The 16,419-nt window shown below is 39.8% G+C and carries 10 protein-coding genes, 8 tRNA genes and 1 rRNA gene; 14 read left to right on the top strand and 5 right to left on the bottom strand.

The window, feature by feature from the left end:
* Positions 1 to 50: 50 nt before the first annotated feature.
* Positions 51 to 1,898, bottom strand: coding sequence for a M2 family metallopeptidase (locus tag H5160_RS16645; RefSeq protein ID WP_182738065.1), 1,848 nt, complete (start codon positions 1,896 to 1,898; stop codon positions 51 to 53).
* Positions 1,899 to 2,065: 167 nt separating this feature from the next.
* Between H5160_RS16645 and H5160_RS16640 the strand changes: the two genes are divergently transcribed.
* Positions 2,066 to 4,342: an acyl-CoA dehydrogenase gene (locus H5160_RS16640; RefSeq protein ID WP_182724912.1), complete on the top strand. Its 2,277-nt coding sequence runs from the start codon at positions 2,066 to 2,068 to the stop codon at positions 4,340 to 4,342.
* A 343-nt stretch (positions 4,343 to 4,685) separates the two neighbouring features.
* On the opposite strand, the gene H5160_RS16635 is transcribed toward H5160_RS16640, so the two are convergent.
* Together H5160_RS16635 and cysK are read right to left on the bottom strand one after the other, a co-directional pair.
* Entirely contained in the window at positions 4,686 to 5,120 is a 435-nt protein-coding gene (locus H5160_RS16635) for a hypothetical protein (RefSeq protein WP_002963139.1), read from the bottom strand.
* A 142-nt stretch (positions 5,121 to 5,262) separates the two neighbouring features.
* A complete protein-coding gene (cysK, locus tag H5160_RS16630) occupies positions 5,263 to 6,231 on the bottom strand; it encodes a cysteine synthase A (protein WP_002963138.1) in 969 nt (322 codons plus the stop codon).
* Positions 6,232 to 6,593: 362 nt separating this feature from the next.
* Here cysK and H5160_RS16625 point away from each other — a divergent pair, with 362 nt between their 5' ends.
* The 12 genes from H5160_RS16625 to H5160_RS16570 all read left to right on the top strand — a co-directional run bounded on the left by H5160_RS16625 (position 6,594) and on the right by H5160_RS16570 (position 12,051).
* Entirely contained in the window at positions 6,594 to 7,745 is a 1,152-nt protein-coding gene (locus tag H5160_RS16625; RefSeq protein WP_182696260.1) for a dicarboxylate/amino acid:cation symporter, read from the top strand.
* A gap of 108 nt (positions 7,746 to 7,853) precedes the next feature.
* Positions 7,854 to 8,504 (top strand): UvrY/SirA/GacA family response regulator transcription factor, encoded by a 651-nt coding sequence (gene uvrY, locus H5160_RS16620; RefSeq protein WP_002963136.1) that lies wholly within the window; start codon positions 7,854 to 7,856, stop codon positions 8,502 to 8,504.
* A 9-nt stretch (positions 8,505 to 8,513) separates the two neighbouring features.
* Positions 8,514 to 10,337, top strand: a complete 1,824-nt coding sequence (gene uvrC, locus H5160_RS16615) for an excinuclease ABC subunit UvrC (protein ID WP_182738063.1) — start codon at positions 8,514 to 8,516, stop codon at positions 10,335 to 10,337.
* Positions 10,338 to 10,379: 42 nt separating this feature from the next.
* A complete protein-coding gene (pgsA, locus tag H5160_RS16610) occupies positions 10,380 to 10,925 on the top strand; it encodes a CDP-diacylglycerol--glycerol-3-phosphate 3-phosphatidyltransferase (RefSeq protein ID WP_032827134.1) in 546 nt (181 codons plus the stop codon).
* Positions 10,926 to 11,137: 212 nt separating this feature from the next.
* Positions 11,138 to 11,213: transfer RNA gene (locus H5160_RS16605), tRNA-Gly, on the top strand.
* Between the two features lie 31 nt (positions 11,214 to 11,244).
* A tRNA-Cys gene (locus tag H5160_RS16600) sits at positions 11,245 to 11,318 on the top strand.
* A gap of 37 nt (positions 11,319 to 11,355) precedes the next feature.
* Positions 11,356 to 11,442 (top strand) — tRNA-Leu (locus H5160_RS16595).
* A gap of 64 nt (positions 11,443 to 11,506) precedes the next feature.
* Positions 11,507 to 11,582: transfer RNA gene (locus H5160_RS16590), tRNA-Gly, on the top strand.
* 39 nt (positions 11,583 to 11,621) lie between these two features.
* Positions 11,622 to 11,708, top strand: a tRNA-Leu gene (locus tag H5160_RS16585).
* 49 nt (positions 11,709 to 11,757) lie between these two features.
* Positions 11,758 to 11,833 (top strand) — tRNA-Gly (locus H5160_RS16580).
* Between the two features lie 19 nt (positions 11,834 to 11,852).
* Positions 11,853 to 11,926, top strand: a tRNA-Cys gene (locus tag H5160_RS16575).
* 38 nt (positions 11,927 to 11,964) lie between these two features.
* Positions 11,965 to 12,051 (top strand) — tRNA-Leu (locus H5160_RS16570).
* Positions 12,052 to 12,520: 469 nt separating this feature from the next.
* Here the strand turns inward: H5160_RS16570 and H5160_RS16565 are convergent.
* The gene (locus tag H5160_RS16565) at positions 12,521 to 14,119 is read right to left on the bottom strand and encodes a BCCT family transporter (protein WP_182738061.1); all 1,599 of its coding nucleotides are present in this window, start codon (positions 14,117 to 14,119) and stop codon (positions 12,521 to 12,523) included.
* Positions 14,120 to 14,284: 165 nt separating this feature from the next.
* Complete coding sequence (locus H5160_RS16560) at positions 14,285 to 15,700, bottom strand: sodium:alanine symporter family protein (protein ID WP_182738059.1); 1,416 nt, start codon at positions 15,698 to 15,700, stop codon at positions 14,285 to 14,287.
* A 638-nt stretch (positions 15,701 to 16,338) separates the two neighbouring features.
* On the opposite strand from H5160_RS16560, the gene H5160_RS16555 reads away from it, so the two are divergent.
* Positions 16,339 to 16,419, top strand: a 16S ribosomal RNA gene (locus H5160_RS16555); the annotation flags it as partial.

Here is a 16,419-nt window from a genome sequence, read left to right as displayed (position 1 = left end):
ATATGAATAAAAAGCCCGCTCATTTGAGCGGGCTTTTTGTTCAGCGCTATTTACCAGCCGCAGTTGCGGCCTTCGTTTTGTTTATCTAAATATGTTTGTAATGGTGCAAAGTAATCGAGCATTGCTGTTGCATCCATTTGCGGCTTACCTGTTACAGTTTCAAGCGCTTCTTGCCAAGGGCGAGATGAACCCATTTCAAGCATAGCGTTTAGCCTATCCCCTGCTTCTTTTGAATTATAAATAGAGCAGCGATGAATGGCTTTATCGTTACCGGCAATTTCACATAAGCTGCGATGAAACTCAAATTGTAAAATATGCGCTAAAAAGTAACGTGTATAAGGCGTGTTACCCGGAACGTGGTACTTAGCACCCGGATCAAAGTCGTTTTCGCTACGTGCGATAGGCGCTTGCACTCCTTGGTATTTTTCACGTAATTCCCACCAAGCTTTATTGTAGTTCCCTGGGGTTACTTCACCTGAAAATACCTGCCAACGCCACTGATCAACCATTAAGCTAAACGGTACAAAGGCTACTTTATCAAGTGCCATTTTCATCAACAAACCGATATCTTTAGATTCGTCAGGTACTTGTTCAAGTAAGCCGATTTCTTTTAAGTAACCCGGTGTAACCGATAAAGCAATGGTGTCTCCAATGGCTTCATGAAAACCATCGTTTGCACTTTCTTGATAAAATAAAGGTTGTTTATTATAAGCGCGTTGATAAAAATTATGACCTAATTCATGGTGAATAACTGAAAACTCTTCGCCTGTGCGCTGAATACACATTTTAATGCGTAAATCGTCTTTGCTATCGATATTCCATGCTGATGCATGACACTGCACATCTCTGTCTTTTGGTTTTACAAACAGTGAACGCTCGTAAAATGTCTCTGGTAGTGCATCAAAACCCATTGAGGTAAAAAAGTTTTCAGCCCCTTTGACCATTTTAAGTTCGTCGTAATTATTTTGAGCTAATAACTCGGTTACGTCGTAACCCGGATCAGCGTTTTCTGGTGCAACTACATCGTAAATATTACCCCATGCTTGCGCCCACATATTACCAAGTAAGTGCGCTGGTATTGGCTGATCTTGAGGTACTTTGTCGGTGCCGTACTTTTCACCTAACTTTGCGCGAACATGGCAATGTAGCGAGTTATAAAGTGGTTTAACTTGGCCCCAAATACGGTCAAGCTCAGTGGTAAAGTCATCAGCAGGCATATCGTATTTACTGCGCCACATAGCGCCCGTATCGGCATAACCAAGCTCCTTTGCACCTTCGTTGGTAAGTGCCACTTGTTGCTCGTAAAGTGGGCGCATGGGTTTTGATATTTCACGCCAGCCTTGCCATAAATCAAGTAGTTCGTTGTAATCTCGGCTGGTGGCCATTTTTGATGTCATGTCGCCAAGGCTCAAACAGCTGCCATCTTCTTTACAGTATTTACCTTTACCATATAGCCCGCCAAGCTCTGCGACAATTTGTGAAAGCTTCGCTGTTTTATCAGCGTCTTGTGGGGCAGGAAGTGTAAGTGCTAGTTTTAGTTTATCAAGCTTACGGCGAGCATCGTAATCAAGCTCTAGTTCGTCGTATTTTGCAGCTTCATTTGCTAAACGCACGACTGTTTCGGTCATTTTACGGTTAACTTCAGCCGATAGAGCAGATGTATCGTGAGTAATAAAGTTTGCGTAAATCCACTCTGCACGGCTCGATTCTAAATAAAGTGCACTCAGTTCTTTTTCTGTGTTTGTTATAAATGTATTTGCATCTTTAGCTGTTACAGCTTTTTTAGTGTGTGGTGAATCGGTAGTGTCGATAGATACTTGTGCATCGCAGGCCGTTAAAGCAAGAGTACTTGCTACCATTAAGGCGCTCATACTTAGTTTAAATCGAAAGGGGGTCATGCTATTCCTTTAATTTATTGTTATTAAAACGTTGATAATAGCAGTGATGTTTAAAACAATAAAATGAATGCGTTAAGGCTCACGACTCGTCGTGCAATGATTGTATTTAAATTAAGATGGGTCATAATTAAGTTACTATTTTCATTCAATGTGTAAGGAATGTGCGCATGTTAATATTTATAATATTGCTGGTCGTGGTGGTGGTTATTTTTGCGGTTAAAGATATTCGCCTAAACTTGATTAGTCGTCCTACGTTTAAAATGTTCAAAAAGGTGCTTCCGCCATTATCGCAAACAGAGCGAGAGGCAATGGAAGCAGGTGATGTTTGGTGGGATGGTGAGTTATTTAGTGGTAACCCAGACTGGCAAAAACTGCACCACTTTCCAAAACCAGAGCTTAGCGATAAAGAAAACGCATTTATGGCTAACCAAGTAGAAACCTTATTGGCGATGCTTGATGATTATCAAATTGTACAAAAAGACAAAGACTTACCAAAAGAAGTGTGGGATTACCTAAAAACAGAAGGTTTTTTTGCACTGATCATTCCTGAAAAATTTGGCGGTCGTGAGTTCTCAGCAATTGCTAATTCGACGATAGTGTCAAAAATTTCGACTAAAAGCTTAACAGCCGCAGTCACTGTTATGGTGCCTAATAGCTTAGGTCCGGGCGAGTTACTTCTTCACTATGGTACTAAAGAGCAGCAAGATCGTTGGCTGCCAAGTTTAGCTAATGGTACAGATGTTCCTTGTTTTGCATTAACGGGCCCAGAGGCGGGCTCTGATGCTGGCAGCATTCCTGATTCAGGCGTTGTGTGTATGGGTGAGCACAATGGCGAGCAAGTAATGGGCCTGCGTTTAAATTGGTCAAAACGTTACATTACGCTTGCACCAGTGGCTACTGTACTCGGCTTAGCATTTAAAATGTATGATCCAGACGCTTTATTAGGTGATAAAAAAGAGCTAGGTATAACGTGTGCGCTTATACCAACCGATCATCCGGGTGTTGAAACGGGTGAGCGTCATTATCCCCTTAATATGGCCTTTATGAATGGTACCACTTACGGTAAAGATGTATTTATACCACTGGACTGGATCATTGGTGGTCAAGAGTGTGCAGGGCGTGGCTGGAGAATGCTTGTTGAATGTTTAAGTGCAGGGCGTGGAATATCACTACCAGCATTAAGTGCAGCAACTGGGCATTTAGCTTCAAAAATGACATCGGCATATGCCATGGTACGCCAGCAGTTTGGTGTATCTATAGGGCAATTTGAAGGCGTGCAAGAGGCACTTGCGCGTATTGGTGGTTTAACTTACACACTTGAGTCGTGCAGATTAATGACCGCAGGTGCGATTGATTTAAAATTAAGCCCATCGGTTGTAACAGCGATTGCTAAATACCATATGACTGAAATGGGTCGTACGATAATGAATGATGCAATGGATATTCATTCAGGTAAAGGAATTCAAGTAGGGCCTAATAACTATTTGGCGCATGGCTATATGGGGATTCCAGTATCAATTACAGTTGAAGGCGCGAATATTCTAACGCGTAATTTAATGATATTTGGTCAAGGTGCAACGCGCTGCCACCCATTTGTTTTAAAAGAAATGGAAGCCGCTGCAATGGAAGATGACGACGCAGCACTTGAACAATTTGATGGTTTATTAATGAACCATATAATATTTGCAGCAAGTAATGCAGGTATGGCATTTGTGCATGGCTTAACACGTAGCTACTTTGCTAAAGCGCCTGTAGGTGGTGAAACGGCTATTTATTATAAACAACTGAGTAGAATGAGCCGAGGCTTAGCTATTTGTACAGACGTTGCAATGTTAATGCTTGGCGGTGAGCTCAAACGTAAAGAAATGATATCAGCGCGTTTGGGTGATGTATTAAGTCATTTGTACTTAGCATCAACTGTTTTAAAACGTTATGAAGATGAAGGGCGCCAACAAGCTGATTTACCATTTGTAAAATATGCAATTGAGAACTCATTATTTGAAATTGGCCAAGCGTTTAATGGCTTCTTTAAAAACTTTTCAAATCCGGTTGTGAATTTTATCCTTAAACGTATCGTGTTCCCGCTTGGAAACCATTACCACAGACCAAGTGATGAAATAGCACAAAGTATTTGCGAGCGTATGACTCAACCTGGTGTATTTAGAAACCGCTTAACGCATTTATGTTATGTAGATGAAAATGCAGGTACAGGGGTCATGGAAAGCGCATTTTTAGCTATGCATGATATGCAAGCGCAGTTTAAAGACTTAAAACAATGGCAGCGTAAGGGCAGTGTGCCTGCAACGCTTGATATTGAAGGTGCTATAAATTATGCGCTTGAAAATAAGTTGTTAGAGCAAACGGATGCTGATGCAATGCATCATGCTAATAAGCTACGTAAGAAAGCCATTGCAGTTGATAACTTTCAACCTGGTGAGCTGTAGCGCACTACTTTAAATACTAGGGCGTGTTGACCTTTCGTGGTTGAATTTGCAGCAGACTGTTTGGTTTTTAGGCAAGGCAGAGCCTATGTAGTGTGGTTATTCCCCATAAATAGGCGATAACGCAGCATAAATGCCAAACATGCGCTGCCCTTTGGGTTCTTTCTAGGGACGATTAACTCTTTGTTGCTCGGTTTTTACTTAGCCCACTAGGTTACAAACCTCGCGCCGCGATTAAATCGCCCCTAGATTGAACAAATTTCAATCCACAAAGATCAACACGCCCTGCTAAAGCGAAAAAGGCCTTACGAATGTAAGGCCTTTTTTATGTTTAATTCATTTATTTTTAACGAGCGTAAGGGTCGGCAACAATTTTATCTATGTACCATTTTCCCTTTTTACGAAGCATTTTTACACTGCGCATTTCGTCAATTTTATCACCATTTAAATAGCCGGTAAAAATAAGGTTTATTTTAGCGTTATCGCCGTATTGTTCACGGACGCTCATATTGGTCATATCAACTTCAATGGTGACTTCATCGTATTGCATATTTACTAAGTTACGGGAAAACTGTTTAGCGGTGCCGTAGGATTTCATTATACGTGTAAGGTTGGGGGTTGCCATGGTGCTGGCTTTTTGAAGGTCTTGCTGGTTATAAAGCGCATCAAAATAAGCGGTTGCTGTATCGCCAGGAGTGTCGCCAAGTGTTTTGGTATCGTCACCACAGGCTGATAAAAATAAACAGATGACCAAACTTAATAAACTCGTGATTTTTTTCATATTAATTATTATTAATTAGTTTTTTTAAAGTGTGTGGTTTATCTATGCAGATGTAAAGGTATGGCAGGCAATAAATAGAAAATTGGATAATAAATAATAAAAAAGGATGCCTAAAGCATCCTTCTAAAAATCTTAAAATTACTTATTGTACTAGTTCTTGTTCACTAAACTCTTCATCAAACATTGGACTTGATAAGTAGCGCTCAGTTGCACTAGGTAGGATAACAACAATATTTTTATCTGCGTTTTCAGGCTTTTCAGCAATTCGCTTAGCTGCAACAACCGCTGCACCTGACGAAATACCTACTAAAATACCTTCTTTTTTCATTAACTGATGCGCCATTGCAATTGCGTCTTCGTTAGATACAAGCTCTGCGCCATCAATTAAGTCCATATCTAAGTTGCCAGGAATGAAGCCAGCACCAATACCTTGGATTTTATGAGGACCTGGTTTAATTTCTTCACCGGCAAGCGTTTGGCTAATAACTGGAGAGTTAGTTGGCTCAACAGCAATAGACTTAACGTTTAGACCTTTTTCTGTTTTAAGGTAACGGCTAACACCTGTAATAGTACCACCAGTACCTACACCGGCTACAAAAAAGTCTACTTTGCCATCAAGCGCATCATAAATTTCAGGGCCTGTTGTTTCAAAGTGAATTTTTGGGTTTGCAGGGTTTTCGAATTGTTGTAATAAAATATACTTATCAGGTGCTGTTGCTTGAATTTCTTTTGCTTTTTCAATTGCGCCATTCATACCTTTTGCACCGTCGGTAAGTACTAGATTTGCACCTAATGCTTTTAATAGCTTGCGACGTTCTAGGCTCATGGTGTTTGGCATAGTAAGCGTTAACTTGTAACCACGTGCTGCTGCAACAAATGCAAGTGCAATACCGGTGTTCCCCGATGTTGGTTCAATAAGTTCTTTACCTTCAACAAGCTGACCTGACTTTTCAGCTTCCCAAATCATCGATGCACCAATGCGGCATTTGATACTAAAGCTTGGATTACGAGATTCAACTTTAGCGTATACATTCCCACCTGTAACACGGTTAAGTTTTACCAGCGGTGTATTACCGATGCTTAGTGAGTTATCTTCAAAAATAGTAGACATAATGTTCCTTTGGATGCAATCTGATCAACGTGTTAATAGCCTTTGCTACTAACTATATAAACACACTTTACTGTGAGTTTAAAAAAACTAAAGTAAAGTTTGGCTATAACATATATCTATTGGGCTTATAACCAGTCGAAATAAAAATCAATTATTAGCGGTGCTTTAGTTATTATAGGTGCGGGCTTAATTTAAAATTTAAAGAGTAAAACTTCGTTTAGTCAAAAAATGTTCAAAAGAGTATTGAATTAGGCTGTGTTTGTTTAATATTTGTGCATATGAATGTAACTTGAATAGTTTTATCACACAATGCGTCTAAAACATGATAAAAACACGTATCTAAATTCAATTAAGCAATCACAATGAAATTAATCTTAAAATTAATTGCCGGTATTGTGGCCGGTATCCTAGTTGGACTATATGTACCTATAACTGGTGTTGAACTTTTATTCACAGTAAAAGAGCTGATTGGTCAAATTATCTCCTTTACCATTCCACTTATTATACTATTTTTTATTGCATCAGGTATTGCAGGCCTACCAAAAGGGTCTGGTCACTTACTTGGTAAAACAGTCGGGTTTGCTTATAGCTCTACAATTATTGCAGGTACGCTTGCATTTTTATTAGTAAGTGCTGTTATCCCTTTTTTAAGCGGTGGTATTACATTCGAGGCAGAAGTTGCTACAGAAATTGGCAGCTTTATTGATTTAGAAATTCCACCTTTGATGGGGGTAATGACCGCATTAGTAACTGCTTTTGTATTTGGTATAGGCATGAGCCAATTAGAGCTTGATACGCTTAAAAAGGTGTCTGATCAGGGCCGTGATGTGATTGACGGATTATTATCAAAAGTAATTATCCCTGCTTTACCATTTTACATTGCAGGTGTATTTGCCGAAATGACGGTAGCGGGTACTGTGGTAGATACACTGCGAACATTTGGCGTAGTACTAATTGCAGCGCTTGTTATGCACTGGTTATGGTTAAGCGTTTTATATATAGCGACAGGTGTACTATTGAAACGTAATCCAATCGAATTAGTTAAAAATATGCTACCAGCTTACTTTACAGCGTTAGGTACTATGTCAAGTGCAGCAACGATTCCAGTATCGCTTCAATCAAGTAAAGCAAATAACGTTAAAGAAGATGTAGCTAACTTTACCGTGCCACTTTGCGCGACTATTCACTTATCTGGCTCAACTATCACCATAGTAACCTGTGCAATGGCTGTTATGTTTTTATCACCAAGCATGGAAGTCCCTTCATTAATGGGTATGCTACCGTTTATTATGATGTTAGGTGTAGTGATGATTGCAGCACCAGGTGCTCCAGGTGGCGCAGTTATGTCGGCGCTTGGCCTATTAACAAGCATGCTTGGGTTTAATGAAGGCGCGGTTGCATTAATGATTGCACTTTATTTGGCACAAGATAGCTTTGGTACTGCGTGTAATGTAACGGGTGATGGTATCATTGCGTTATGGGTTGACAGATTTAGCGAAAAATCGTCATCTTAAACTATTAGGGCGAGGCAATAATATTAGTTATTGTTTCGCTTTATGTATGTTACTGTGGCAAATTAATTTAATTAAATTGCATGTTGTTAGGTAAGTGAGGATGTTCCATTGATTAATGTACTTTTAGTTGATGACCATGAACTTGTACGAACAGGAATAAAGCGTATTCTTGATGATGTACGAGGGTTTAAAGTAATTGGTGAAGCTAAAACTGGCGAAGAGGCTGTACAGTTTTGTCGTCAGCATGCGCCAAACATAGTATTAATGGATATGAATATGCCAGGCATGGGCGGATTAGAAGCGACTAAAAAGATTTGTCGTTACTGCCCTGATGTAAAAATTATTGTGCTTACCGTTAACTGTGAAGACCCGTTTCCGAGTAAAGTAATGCAAATTGGTGCACATGGCTTTTTAACTAAAGGTGCTGGCTCTGACGAAATGGTGCGTGCCATTCGTTGTGTTCATGCCGGTCAGCGTTATATTGCCCCTGAAATTGCACAGCAAATAGCACTTGCGCAAGTGACAGGTCGCACAGACGAAAATCCTTTTCAGAGCTTATCTGAACGCGAACTGCAAATTATGCTTATGATCACTAAAGGTGAAAAAGCACAAAATATAGCTGAGCGTTTAAACCTAAGTTCAAAAACAGTAAATAGCTATCGCTATCGTATGTTTGAAAAGCTAAATGTAGGTGGTGATGTTGAGCTTACCCATTTAGCAATTCGTCATAAAATGATTGATATAGACGTTTCGTACTAACTATAATTTATGTCTGAATTTGATCACGTACATTTTCTCAAAACGCTATCAAGTGAGCCGGGTGTATACCGCATGCTTGATAGTGACAACCAAGTTATTTATGTTGGTAAAGCTAAGCATTTAAAAAAGCGTGTGAGCAGTTACTTTAGAAGTAACATTACCGATAGCAAAACACGCGTTTTAGTGAGTAATATTTGTGACATCGAAGTCACACTCACTAATACTGAAACAGAAGCGCTGCTGCTTGAAAATAATCTAATAAAAAAATACCAGCCTCGCTACAACATATTATTACGCGACGATAAGTCGTATCCCTATATTTTATTAACTAGCCATAAACACCCTCGTTTAGCGTTTCATCGTGGCAGCCGTAAAATTAAAGGTGAGTACTTTGGACCTTTTCCGAGCGCGGGAGCGGTATCTGAGAGCTTGCGGTTAATGCAAAAAATATTTCCTGTTCGTCAATGTGAAGATGCTTATTACCGCGCAAGAAGTCGCCCGTGTCTGCAATATCAGCTTAAGCGTTGCTCAGCTCCGTGTGTGAATAAAGTCACGGATGATGATTACAGCGAGCAAGTTGACTATGTCCGTAAGTTTTTAACGGGTAAATCTCACGAAGTTATTGCTGATTTAATAAAAAAAATGGAAGCAGCCAGCCTACAATTAAACTTTGAACTGGCGGCAAAAGTTCGCGACCAAATAATGCTACTTCGTAAAATGCAGGAGCAACAGTCTATATCAGGTAATTTTGCTGAAATGGACGTAGTTGGTTTTGCTCATTTAAATGGTTTAAATGGTATTCATTTATTAATGATCCGCGATCACAAAGTATTGGGTAGTAAAACGTATTTTCCAAAAGTACCTAAAGATTCGAGTGAACAAGAAATATTGACTTCATTTTTAGGACAGTACTATTTAGCGCCAGGAGCAACAGGGCGTATTGCAAAAGAAATCATATTACCGTTTGAAATAGAAGAAAGCGCGGCACTCGGTGAAGCACTCACACAAATAAGTGAGCGCAAAGTAACACTTAAAGTAGTTACCCGTGGTGAGCGTGCTCAATACTTACAACTGGCCAATAAAAATGCATTAAACAGTATTGCAGTTAAGCAAAGTACCCAAGACTCTATTAATAAACGTTATGCACAATTAAAAGCAACGTTGCGACTTGATGATATTACCCGAATGGAGTGTTTTGATATAAGCCACACTATGGGGGAGAACACTGTTGCAAGTTGTGTTGTATTTGACTCACAAGGCCCAAATACAAAAGAGTATAGGCGCTATAATGTAACGGGTATAACCGGTGGTGATGATTATGCTGCAATGGAGTTTGCACTTAATAAGCGTTACAACAAATTAGTAGATGAAGACAAAATTCCAGACGTTATCTTTATTGATGGTGGTAAGGGGCAACTGGGGCGCGCGGAGCAGTACTTTTCTAACTGGCCACATACAAAAATGCCTTTGTTAGTAGGTGTTGCTAAAGGTACTAGCCGTAAGCCTGGCCTTGAAACACTATTAATTGACGGTGGTCGAAAAACCATTCCTATGGATTCAGATGCACCTGCGCTACATTTAATACAGCATATACGTGATGAATCTCATCGTTTTGCAATTGCAGGGCATCGTAATAAACGCCAAAAACAACGTACGCAATCACTACTAGAAGAAATAAATGGAGTCGGTTCTAAGCGTCGGCAAACATTATTAAAATATTTAGGGGGCATGCAGGGAGTAAAAGCTGCTAATATAGAACAGTTAAAGAAAGTTCCTGGGATCAGCCCTGACATGGCTGAGAAGATATTTAACCATTTGCATGACAAGGGCTAGCCCTACATGCGAATATAGCAAAAAAGACATATCCAAGTAGTTATGTGGAATATTCCAAACACACTCACAACATTTAGACTTTTTCTTATCCCCGTTTTTTTGGTGATATTTTATTTGCCTTATAGCTGGGCTTTTTTTGCTGCCGCCTTTATTTTTTGGCTTGCATCAATCACCGATATACTAGACGGTTATTTAGCAAGAAAGCTTGAGCAATCAACCCCTTTTGGTGCTTTTTTAGATCCTGTTGCTGATAAAGTAATGGTATGTGCCGCACTTGTAGCGTTATCTGATCAGTACCAGTCAATGTACATGACAATACCTGCTCTTATTATAATAAGCCGTGAAATTATCATATCTGCACTTCGTGAATGGATGGCAGAGCAGGGTAAGCGTGGTAATGTCGCTGTATCAAATATGGGTAAAATTAAGACGGCTGCACAAATGTTAGCCATCATCGGTTTGATTTGGCAATATGATACATGGATGAACTATTTAAGTTTTGGACTACTGTACATTGCGACCTTTTTAACCTTGAGTTCTATGATGCAATATTTACGTGCAGCATGGGGTGAATTGACTAAAAATTAACTCTAAATGTATAATAACGCACCGTTTTAGATAAAAAACAAGCAAACAGTTCAAAACTAGCATTTTTTGTATTGACGCGTTTAATAATCTCTGTAGAATGCGTCCGTGTTGAGAGGGCATAGCCCCCGAGATAAACAAAACGGTAATTAATCAGTTACCTGAATGTTCACATAAATCATCATGTGCTAATTCAAATAACTGATAAATAAAATGCGGTACTAGCTCAGTTGGTAGAGCGCGACCTTGCCAAGGTCGAGGTCACGAGTTCGAGCCTCGTGTACCGCTCCAAGTTTATCTTAAGGTTAATACCCCGTACTGGGGCGGAATGGCAGAGTGGCCATGCACCGGATTGCAAATCCGTCTACCTCGGTTCGACTCCGGGTTCCGCCTCCATTTCAACACTCCACACGCTTTAATTAGCAAACTCGATGCCCGAGTGGTGGAATTGGTAGACACAAGGGATTTAAAATCCCTCGACTAACAAGTCGTGCCGGTTCAAGTCCGGCCTCGGGCACCACTTTGTGGTTTAATTGCATTACCAAGTGTAATTTATAAAATGGTTAATTTAGAATTAATATGATGCGGTACTAGCTCAGTTGGTAGAGCGCGACCTTGCCAAGGTCGAGGTCACGAGTTCGAGCCTCGTGTACCGCTCCATATTAGTTTTATCCACTTGCTTTAAATAGCAAACTCGATGCCCGAGTGGTGGAATTGGTAGACACAAGGGATTTAAAATCCCTCGACTAACAAGTCGTGCCGGTTCAAGTCCGGCCTCGGGCACCACTTTAAATTTTTTAACCAAGATAATTTAAAGTTGATAAAATAGTATTTTGCGGTACTAGCTCAGTTGGTAGAGCGCGACCTTGCCAAGGTCGAGGTCACGAGTTCGAGCCTCGTGTACCGCTCCAAATTATTTGGAAACATTTAGGCGGAATGGCAGAGTGGCCATGCACCGGATTGCAAATCCGTTTACCCCGGTTCGACTCCGGGTTCCGCCTCCATATAATTTACTCCACACGCTTTAATTAGCAAACTCGATGCCCGAGTGGTGGAATTGGTAGACACAAGGGATTTAAAATCCCTCGACTAACAAGTCGTGCCGGTTCAAGTCCGGCCTCGGGCACCATCTTTACTAAAATCCTCAGATTAAATTCACTTAAATTCTAAATTGCTTCTAATTTTAAAACATTCAAAAATTATTCTTACTTAAATTCTCTAATCTTATTTTTAATACTTACTTACCTTTAAAATCTATTTCTTTTTAATATCTTAGAGTTTCATCATCATACATTTATAAAGCTGCCTGTTTGTATTTAACCGTTACTACTTTTATCCCAGCTGGTTAATTAACTGAATTGGTATAAGAGCACCTGTTTATAACAGAGCAAAAAATCAGAACGCTGGTTATTTAATTTTCTTGGCAATTACTCCTGCACCTAAGTTTTAACGAGGGGTGGCATTAATGAATGTAATAGAAGTGCGGTGTCTAAAATAAATATAAGGTAGGAGTATAGTGAATGCGTTAAGCACTTAGTTATACGAATTGCGAAGATTTTATAAGCGACCCTTGAGGATCGCTTATAAAAGATAAATTGTTATTGCAGTTTACTCTGAGCTTTGTAAATTGGATACTCGCTCAACAAGCCTTGAATAAGCGCAACACACATTAAAATAAGTACTATTGAAAACGGCAAAGCTGTAGTAACTACGCCCGACTGAAGCGCTTGCAATGCTTGCGAGCCACCAACCCAGAGCAATACTGCTGCAATCACGCCTTCGACTGTAGCCCAAAATATACGTTGTGGCACTGGTGCATCTATTTTACCGCCCGCAGTTATACCATCTATTACAAGCGATCCTGAATCAGACGACGTTATAAAAAACACCAAAACGAGTGCTATAGAAATAATAGAAATAAAACTAGAAAGAGGTAACTGCTCGTATACTTGAAATAAAGTCACTGAGATATCAGTTAAACCATTTTGTCCAAGTGGGCCAACTTTATCTATAACTTGTGTAATTGCCATATTTCCGAACACGCCCATCCAAACCAAACTAAGAAGCGTTGGTAGGCCAATGACGACGAGTAAAAACTCGCGTACAGTGCGTCCCTTTGAAACTCGAGCAATAAACATCCCAACAAACGGCGACCATGATATCCACCATGCCCAATAAAACACAGTCCAAGAGTGCATCCAATCTTCATCGGGTCTATTGAATGGATTACTCAAAGGTACAAAGTGCTCTACGTACGCCCCAAGGGTAAACCAAATAGCAGTAATTGCATCAGAGAAAGTAAGGGCAATAACAGCTAATAATAAAATAAATGCACAAATTAAATTAACATTGCTCAGTACTTTAACACCCCCCTCAATACCTCTAATAACTGAGAAAATTGCAATGCACGTTACTAAACCAATAACAGATATTTGAAAAGCGGTCCCGTAATCAGTGCCTAGCAGGTAATTTATCCCGCTGGTAGCTTGTTGAGCGCCAAGGCCTAGCGATGTAGCTAAACCAAATAAAGTAGACAGTACAGCGAGTATATCTATGATATGACCAAGCCACCCCCAGGCGCGATCATCAAATAATGGATAAAAAACCGAACGTATAGATAAAGGAAGGCCTTTGTTAAATGCAAAAAAAGCCAAGCTTAATCCAACAACAGCGTAAATCGCCCATCCATGTAAACCCCAGTGGTACATGGTTGCACCCAAAGCTAATGAGTGTGCTTGCGGTGAGTTTGGCTCAACGCCCATAGGCATATGATACCAACCAGTATAATATGCAGTTGGCTCAGCAACCCCCCAAAACAGTAAGCCAATACCCATTCCTGCTGCAAACAGCATTGAAAGCCACGACATATAGCCATGTTCTGGGCGAGCTTTTACGCCACCTAAACGAATTTTACCCAAAGGCGAAAATGCTAAAATAACGCAAAATATCACAAAGGCATTGGCTAGTAACATAAAGTAACTATCAAATTGATTAATTATGGCGTCTTTAGTCGAGGTTAGTGCATCACGGGTAACGGTAGGGTCAAAAACTAGGGTAAGTATTACAAATAAAACAACTAAGAAGGCGCTTATACCAAATACTGGATTATGGATATCAAATCCCCACTTTTGTACATTATCTTGCCCAACTTGGTAATCAGTAGTGTCTATACTGTATTTTTTTGTCATGTCATCCATCGGCTCTCCTTTTTATAGATAACTTAATTCATATGTCCTACGTAATTAAATATAAAATAGTTTTAAAATTAATATAACTTTTTATTTATAAGCAATGAGATGATTAAGCGTAGTATTTGTTATTTTTAGAACTAAAAAAGCGAGCCGTAGCTCGCTGATTATTTTCTATTCCCAGGCCGCTGGGTCAACCTCTTTAGCAAGTTTAGGATGCTTACTTTTGTCAAAGGTGGGTATTAAGCCCTTTTTGCGTTGTTCGTTATAGTCTTTTGAAAGCCATACAACAACACCTGAAAGCATAAATAGCGCTATAACGTTTACAATGGCCATTAAACCCATTGATATATCTGCCAGCGTCCAAATTAAACCAAGCTCACCAACAGCACCAAACATCACCATACCTAAAACAACAAGTCTAAAGATAAACATACCTCTATTAGAGTTGTGCTCTAAAAACATTAAATTTGTTTCAGCGTAAGAGTAATTAGCCACAATAGAAGTAAAAGCAAAAAACAATATAGCAATAGCAATAAAGTAAGTACCCCAGTCGCCGACATGTTCTTGTAATGCTGCTTGTGTAAGTTCAATCCCCATAACACCAGATTCGGGTACTAATTGCTGCGATAGTAAAATAAGAGAAGCAGTCGCTGTACAAATAACAATAGTATCAATAAATACGCCTAACATTTGCACATAACCTTGTGATGCTGGGTGAGGAGGGTAAGGCGTCGCAGTAGCCGCGGCATTAGCTGCACTACCCATACCAGCTTCGTTTGAGAATAAACCACGCTTTATACCTTGGATCATCGCTTGTGTGACACCGTATCCAATAGCACCAGCACCAGCTTGTTCAATACCAAAAGCACTTTTTATAATAAGCACTAGCACATCAGGTAGTGTAGTAAAGTTAATGGCGCATACATAAAGTGCAACCAGCAGGTAAGCTAATGCCATAAATGGCACAACCATTTCAGCAAAGCGAGAAATTGTTTTTAGGCCACCAAAAATAATGATGCCAGAGCCAATAACCAAGCAAATGCCTACTATATACTTAGGTACATCAAACGCTACTTCAAATGCTGCAGCGATAGAGTTTGACTGTACTGCGTTAAATACTAAACCAAAGGCTAAAATTAAACATAACGAGAATAAAGTTCCCATCCAACGTTTGCCTAAACCGTTTTGCATATAATAAGCAGGGCCACCTCTAAAATTACCATCTGCATCTTTTGTTTTATAAGCCTGAGCTAAAGTACTCTCGGCAAAACTTGTAGCCATACCTATTAATGCAATAAGCCACATCCAGAAAATAGCACCTGGGCCACCTAGGTATAAGGCGACAGCAACACCTGCCATATTACCAGTACCGACACGAGCTGCTAATGAAGTACAAAAAGCCTGAAAGGATGAAATTTCGTTATCGGCACATTTACGAGAACCAAACATAACTTTGAACATATGTGGGAATTGCACAAATTGAATAAAGCCTAGTCGAAAAGTAAAGAAGAGGCCCGCTGCTATTAATAAGTAGACGAGAACTTGCCCCCATAGAAGGGCACTTATACTATTTATTATGTCTGTCATGGATACTGCCTAAATACATGAGTTAAAAAAGTGACCGCAACTTATCACATCAGGATAAAAGTGTTTAGTTTTATAGTTCAAAAACAGAGTTATCAACAGAGTTTTGTGGGTAACTTGTGTCTATCATGTGCGCTTGCTTGGGGCTTAATTTTAATTACTATTTTATGCAAATAACGCTTGCGTAAAATCCGCCGCTCCCTATAATGCGACCCCACTGAGACGGGAAACGCCGAAGCATAGCAAGGCAGCAACGACTCACAGAGTTAAGTAAAACTTCGGTTTTAATCTTCTGAAAAGAAAGTTTAAAATTAAGTGTTGACTCGAAAAATAAAGGGTGTATTATTCGCACCCCTTGAGACGCTAAAGCGACTCAAAACGTTCTTTAACAATATAAAGCAATCATCTGTGTGGGCACTCGTACAGATTGAGTTCTAACAGCCAAGCTACTTAGGTAGCGAGGCAAACAAATTAGAGTCTCAATTGAAACTGAGTGACCATATGTTATTAAAAGATTCAGCCTTGAGCTGTTTTGATTTCATTTTTTTAAAAGTGAAAATAATAACGCACAGTCAATTCGTTTTTGGCAACAAAAACAAAAATTCAGAATTCATTGAGCTGTCGAAAGACATAAAACTTTTTAATTGAAGAGTTTGATCATGGCTCAGATTGAACGCTGGCGGCAGGCCTAACACATGCAAGTCGAGCGGTAACAGAGAGTA

It is taken from the genome of Pseudoalteromonas sp. SG43-4 (assembly GCF_014164325.1).
In the GTDB taxonomy this organism is placed as follows: Bacteria; Pseudomonadota; Gammaproteobacteria; order Enterobacterales; family Alteromonadaceae; genus Pseudoalteromonas; species Pseudoalteromonas distincta.
Note: the sequence above shows the minus strand (reverse complement) of the source record. Positions and strands in the feature narration are given on the sequence as shown.

Bases quoted from the DNA above. Each gene is read 5' to 3' on its own strand.
- H5160_RS16645 (WP_182738065.1), bottom strand. From the start codon at position 1,898: ATGACCCCCTTTCGATTTAAACTAAGTATGAGCGCCTTAATGGTAGCA.
- H5160_RS16640 (WP_182724912.1), top strand. From the start codon at position 2,066: ATGTTAATATTTATAATATTGCTGGTCGTGGTGGTGGTTATTTTTGCG.
- H5160_RS16635 (WP_002963139.1), bottom strand. From the start codon at position 5,120: ATGAAAAAAATCACGAGTTTATTAAGTTTGGTCATCTGTTTATTTTTA.
- cysK (WP_002963138.1), bottom strand. From the start codon at position 6,231: ATGTCTACTATTTTTGAAGATAACTCACTAAGCATCGGTAATACACCG.
- H5160_RS16625 (WP_182696260.1), top strand. From the start codon at position 6,594: ATGAAATTAATCTTAAAATTAATTGCCGGTATTGTGGCCGGTATCCTA.
- uvrC (WP_182738063.1), top strand. From the start codon at position 8,514: ATGTCTGAATTTGATCACGTACATTTTCTCAAAACGCTATCAAGTGAG.
- pgsA (WP_032827134.1), top strand. From the start codon at position 10,380: ATGTGGAATATTCCAAACACACTCACAACATTTAGACTTTTTCTTATC.
- H5160_RS16565 (WP_182738061.1), bottom strand. From the start codon at position 14,119: ATGGATGACATGACAAAAAAATACAGTATAGACACTACTGATTACCAA.
- H5160_RS16560 (WP_182738059.1), bottom strand. From the start codon at position 15,700: ATGACAGACATAATAAATAGTATAAGTGCCCTTCTATGGGGGCAAGTT.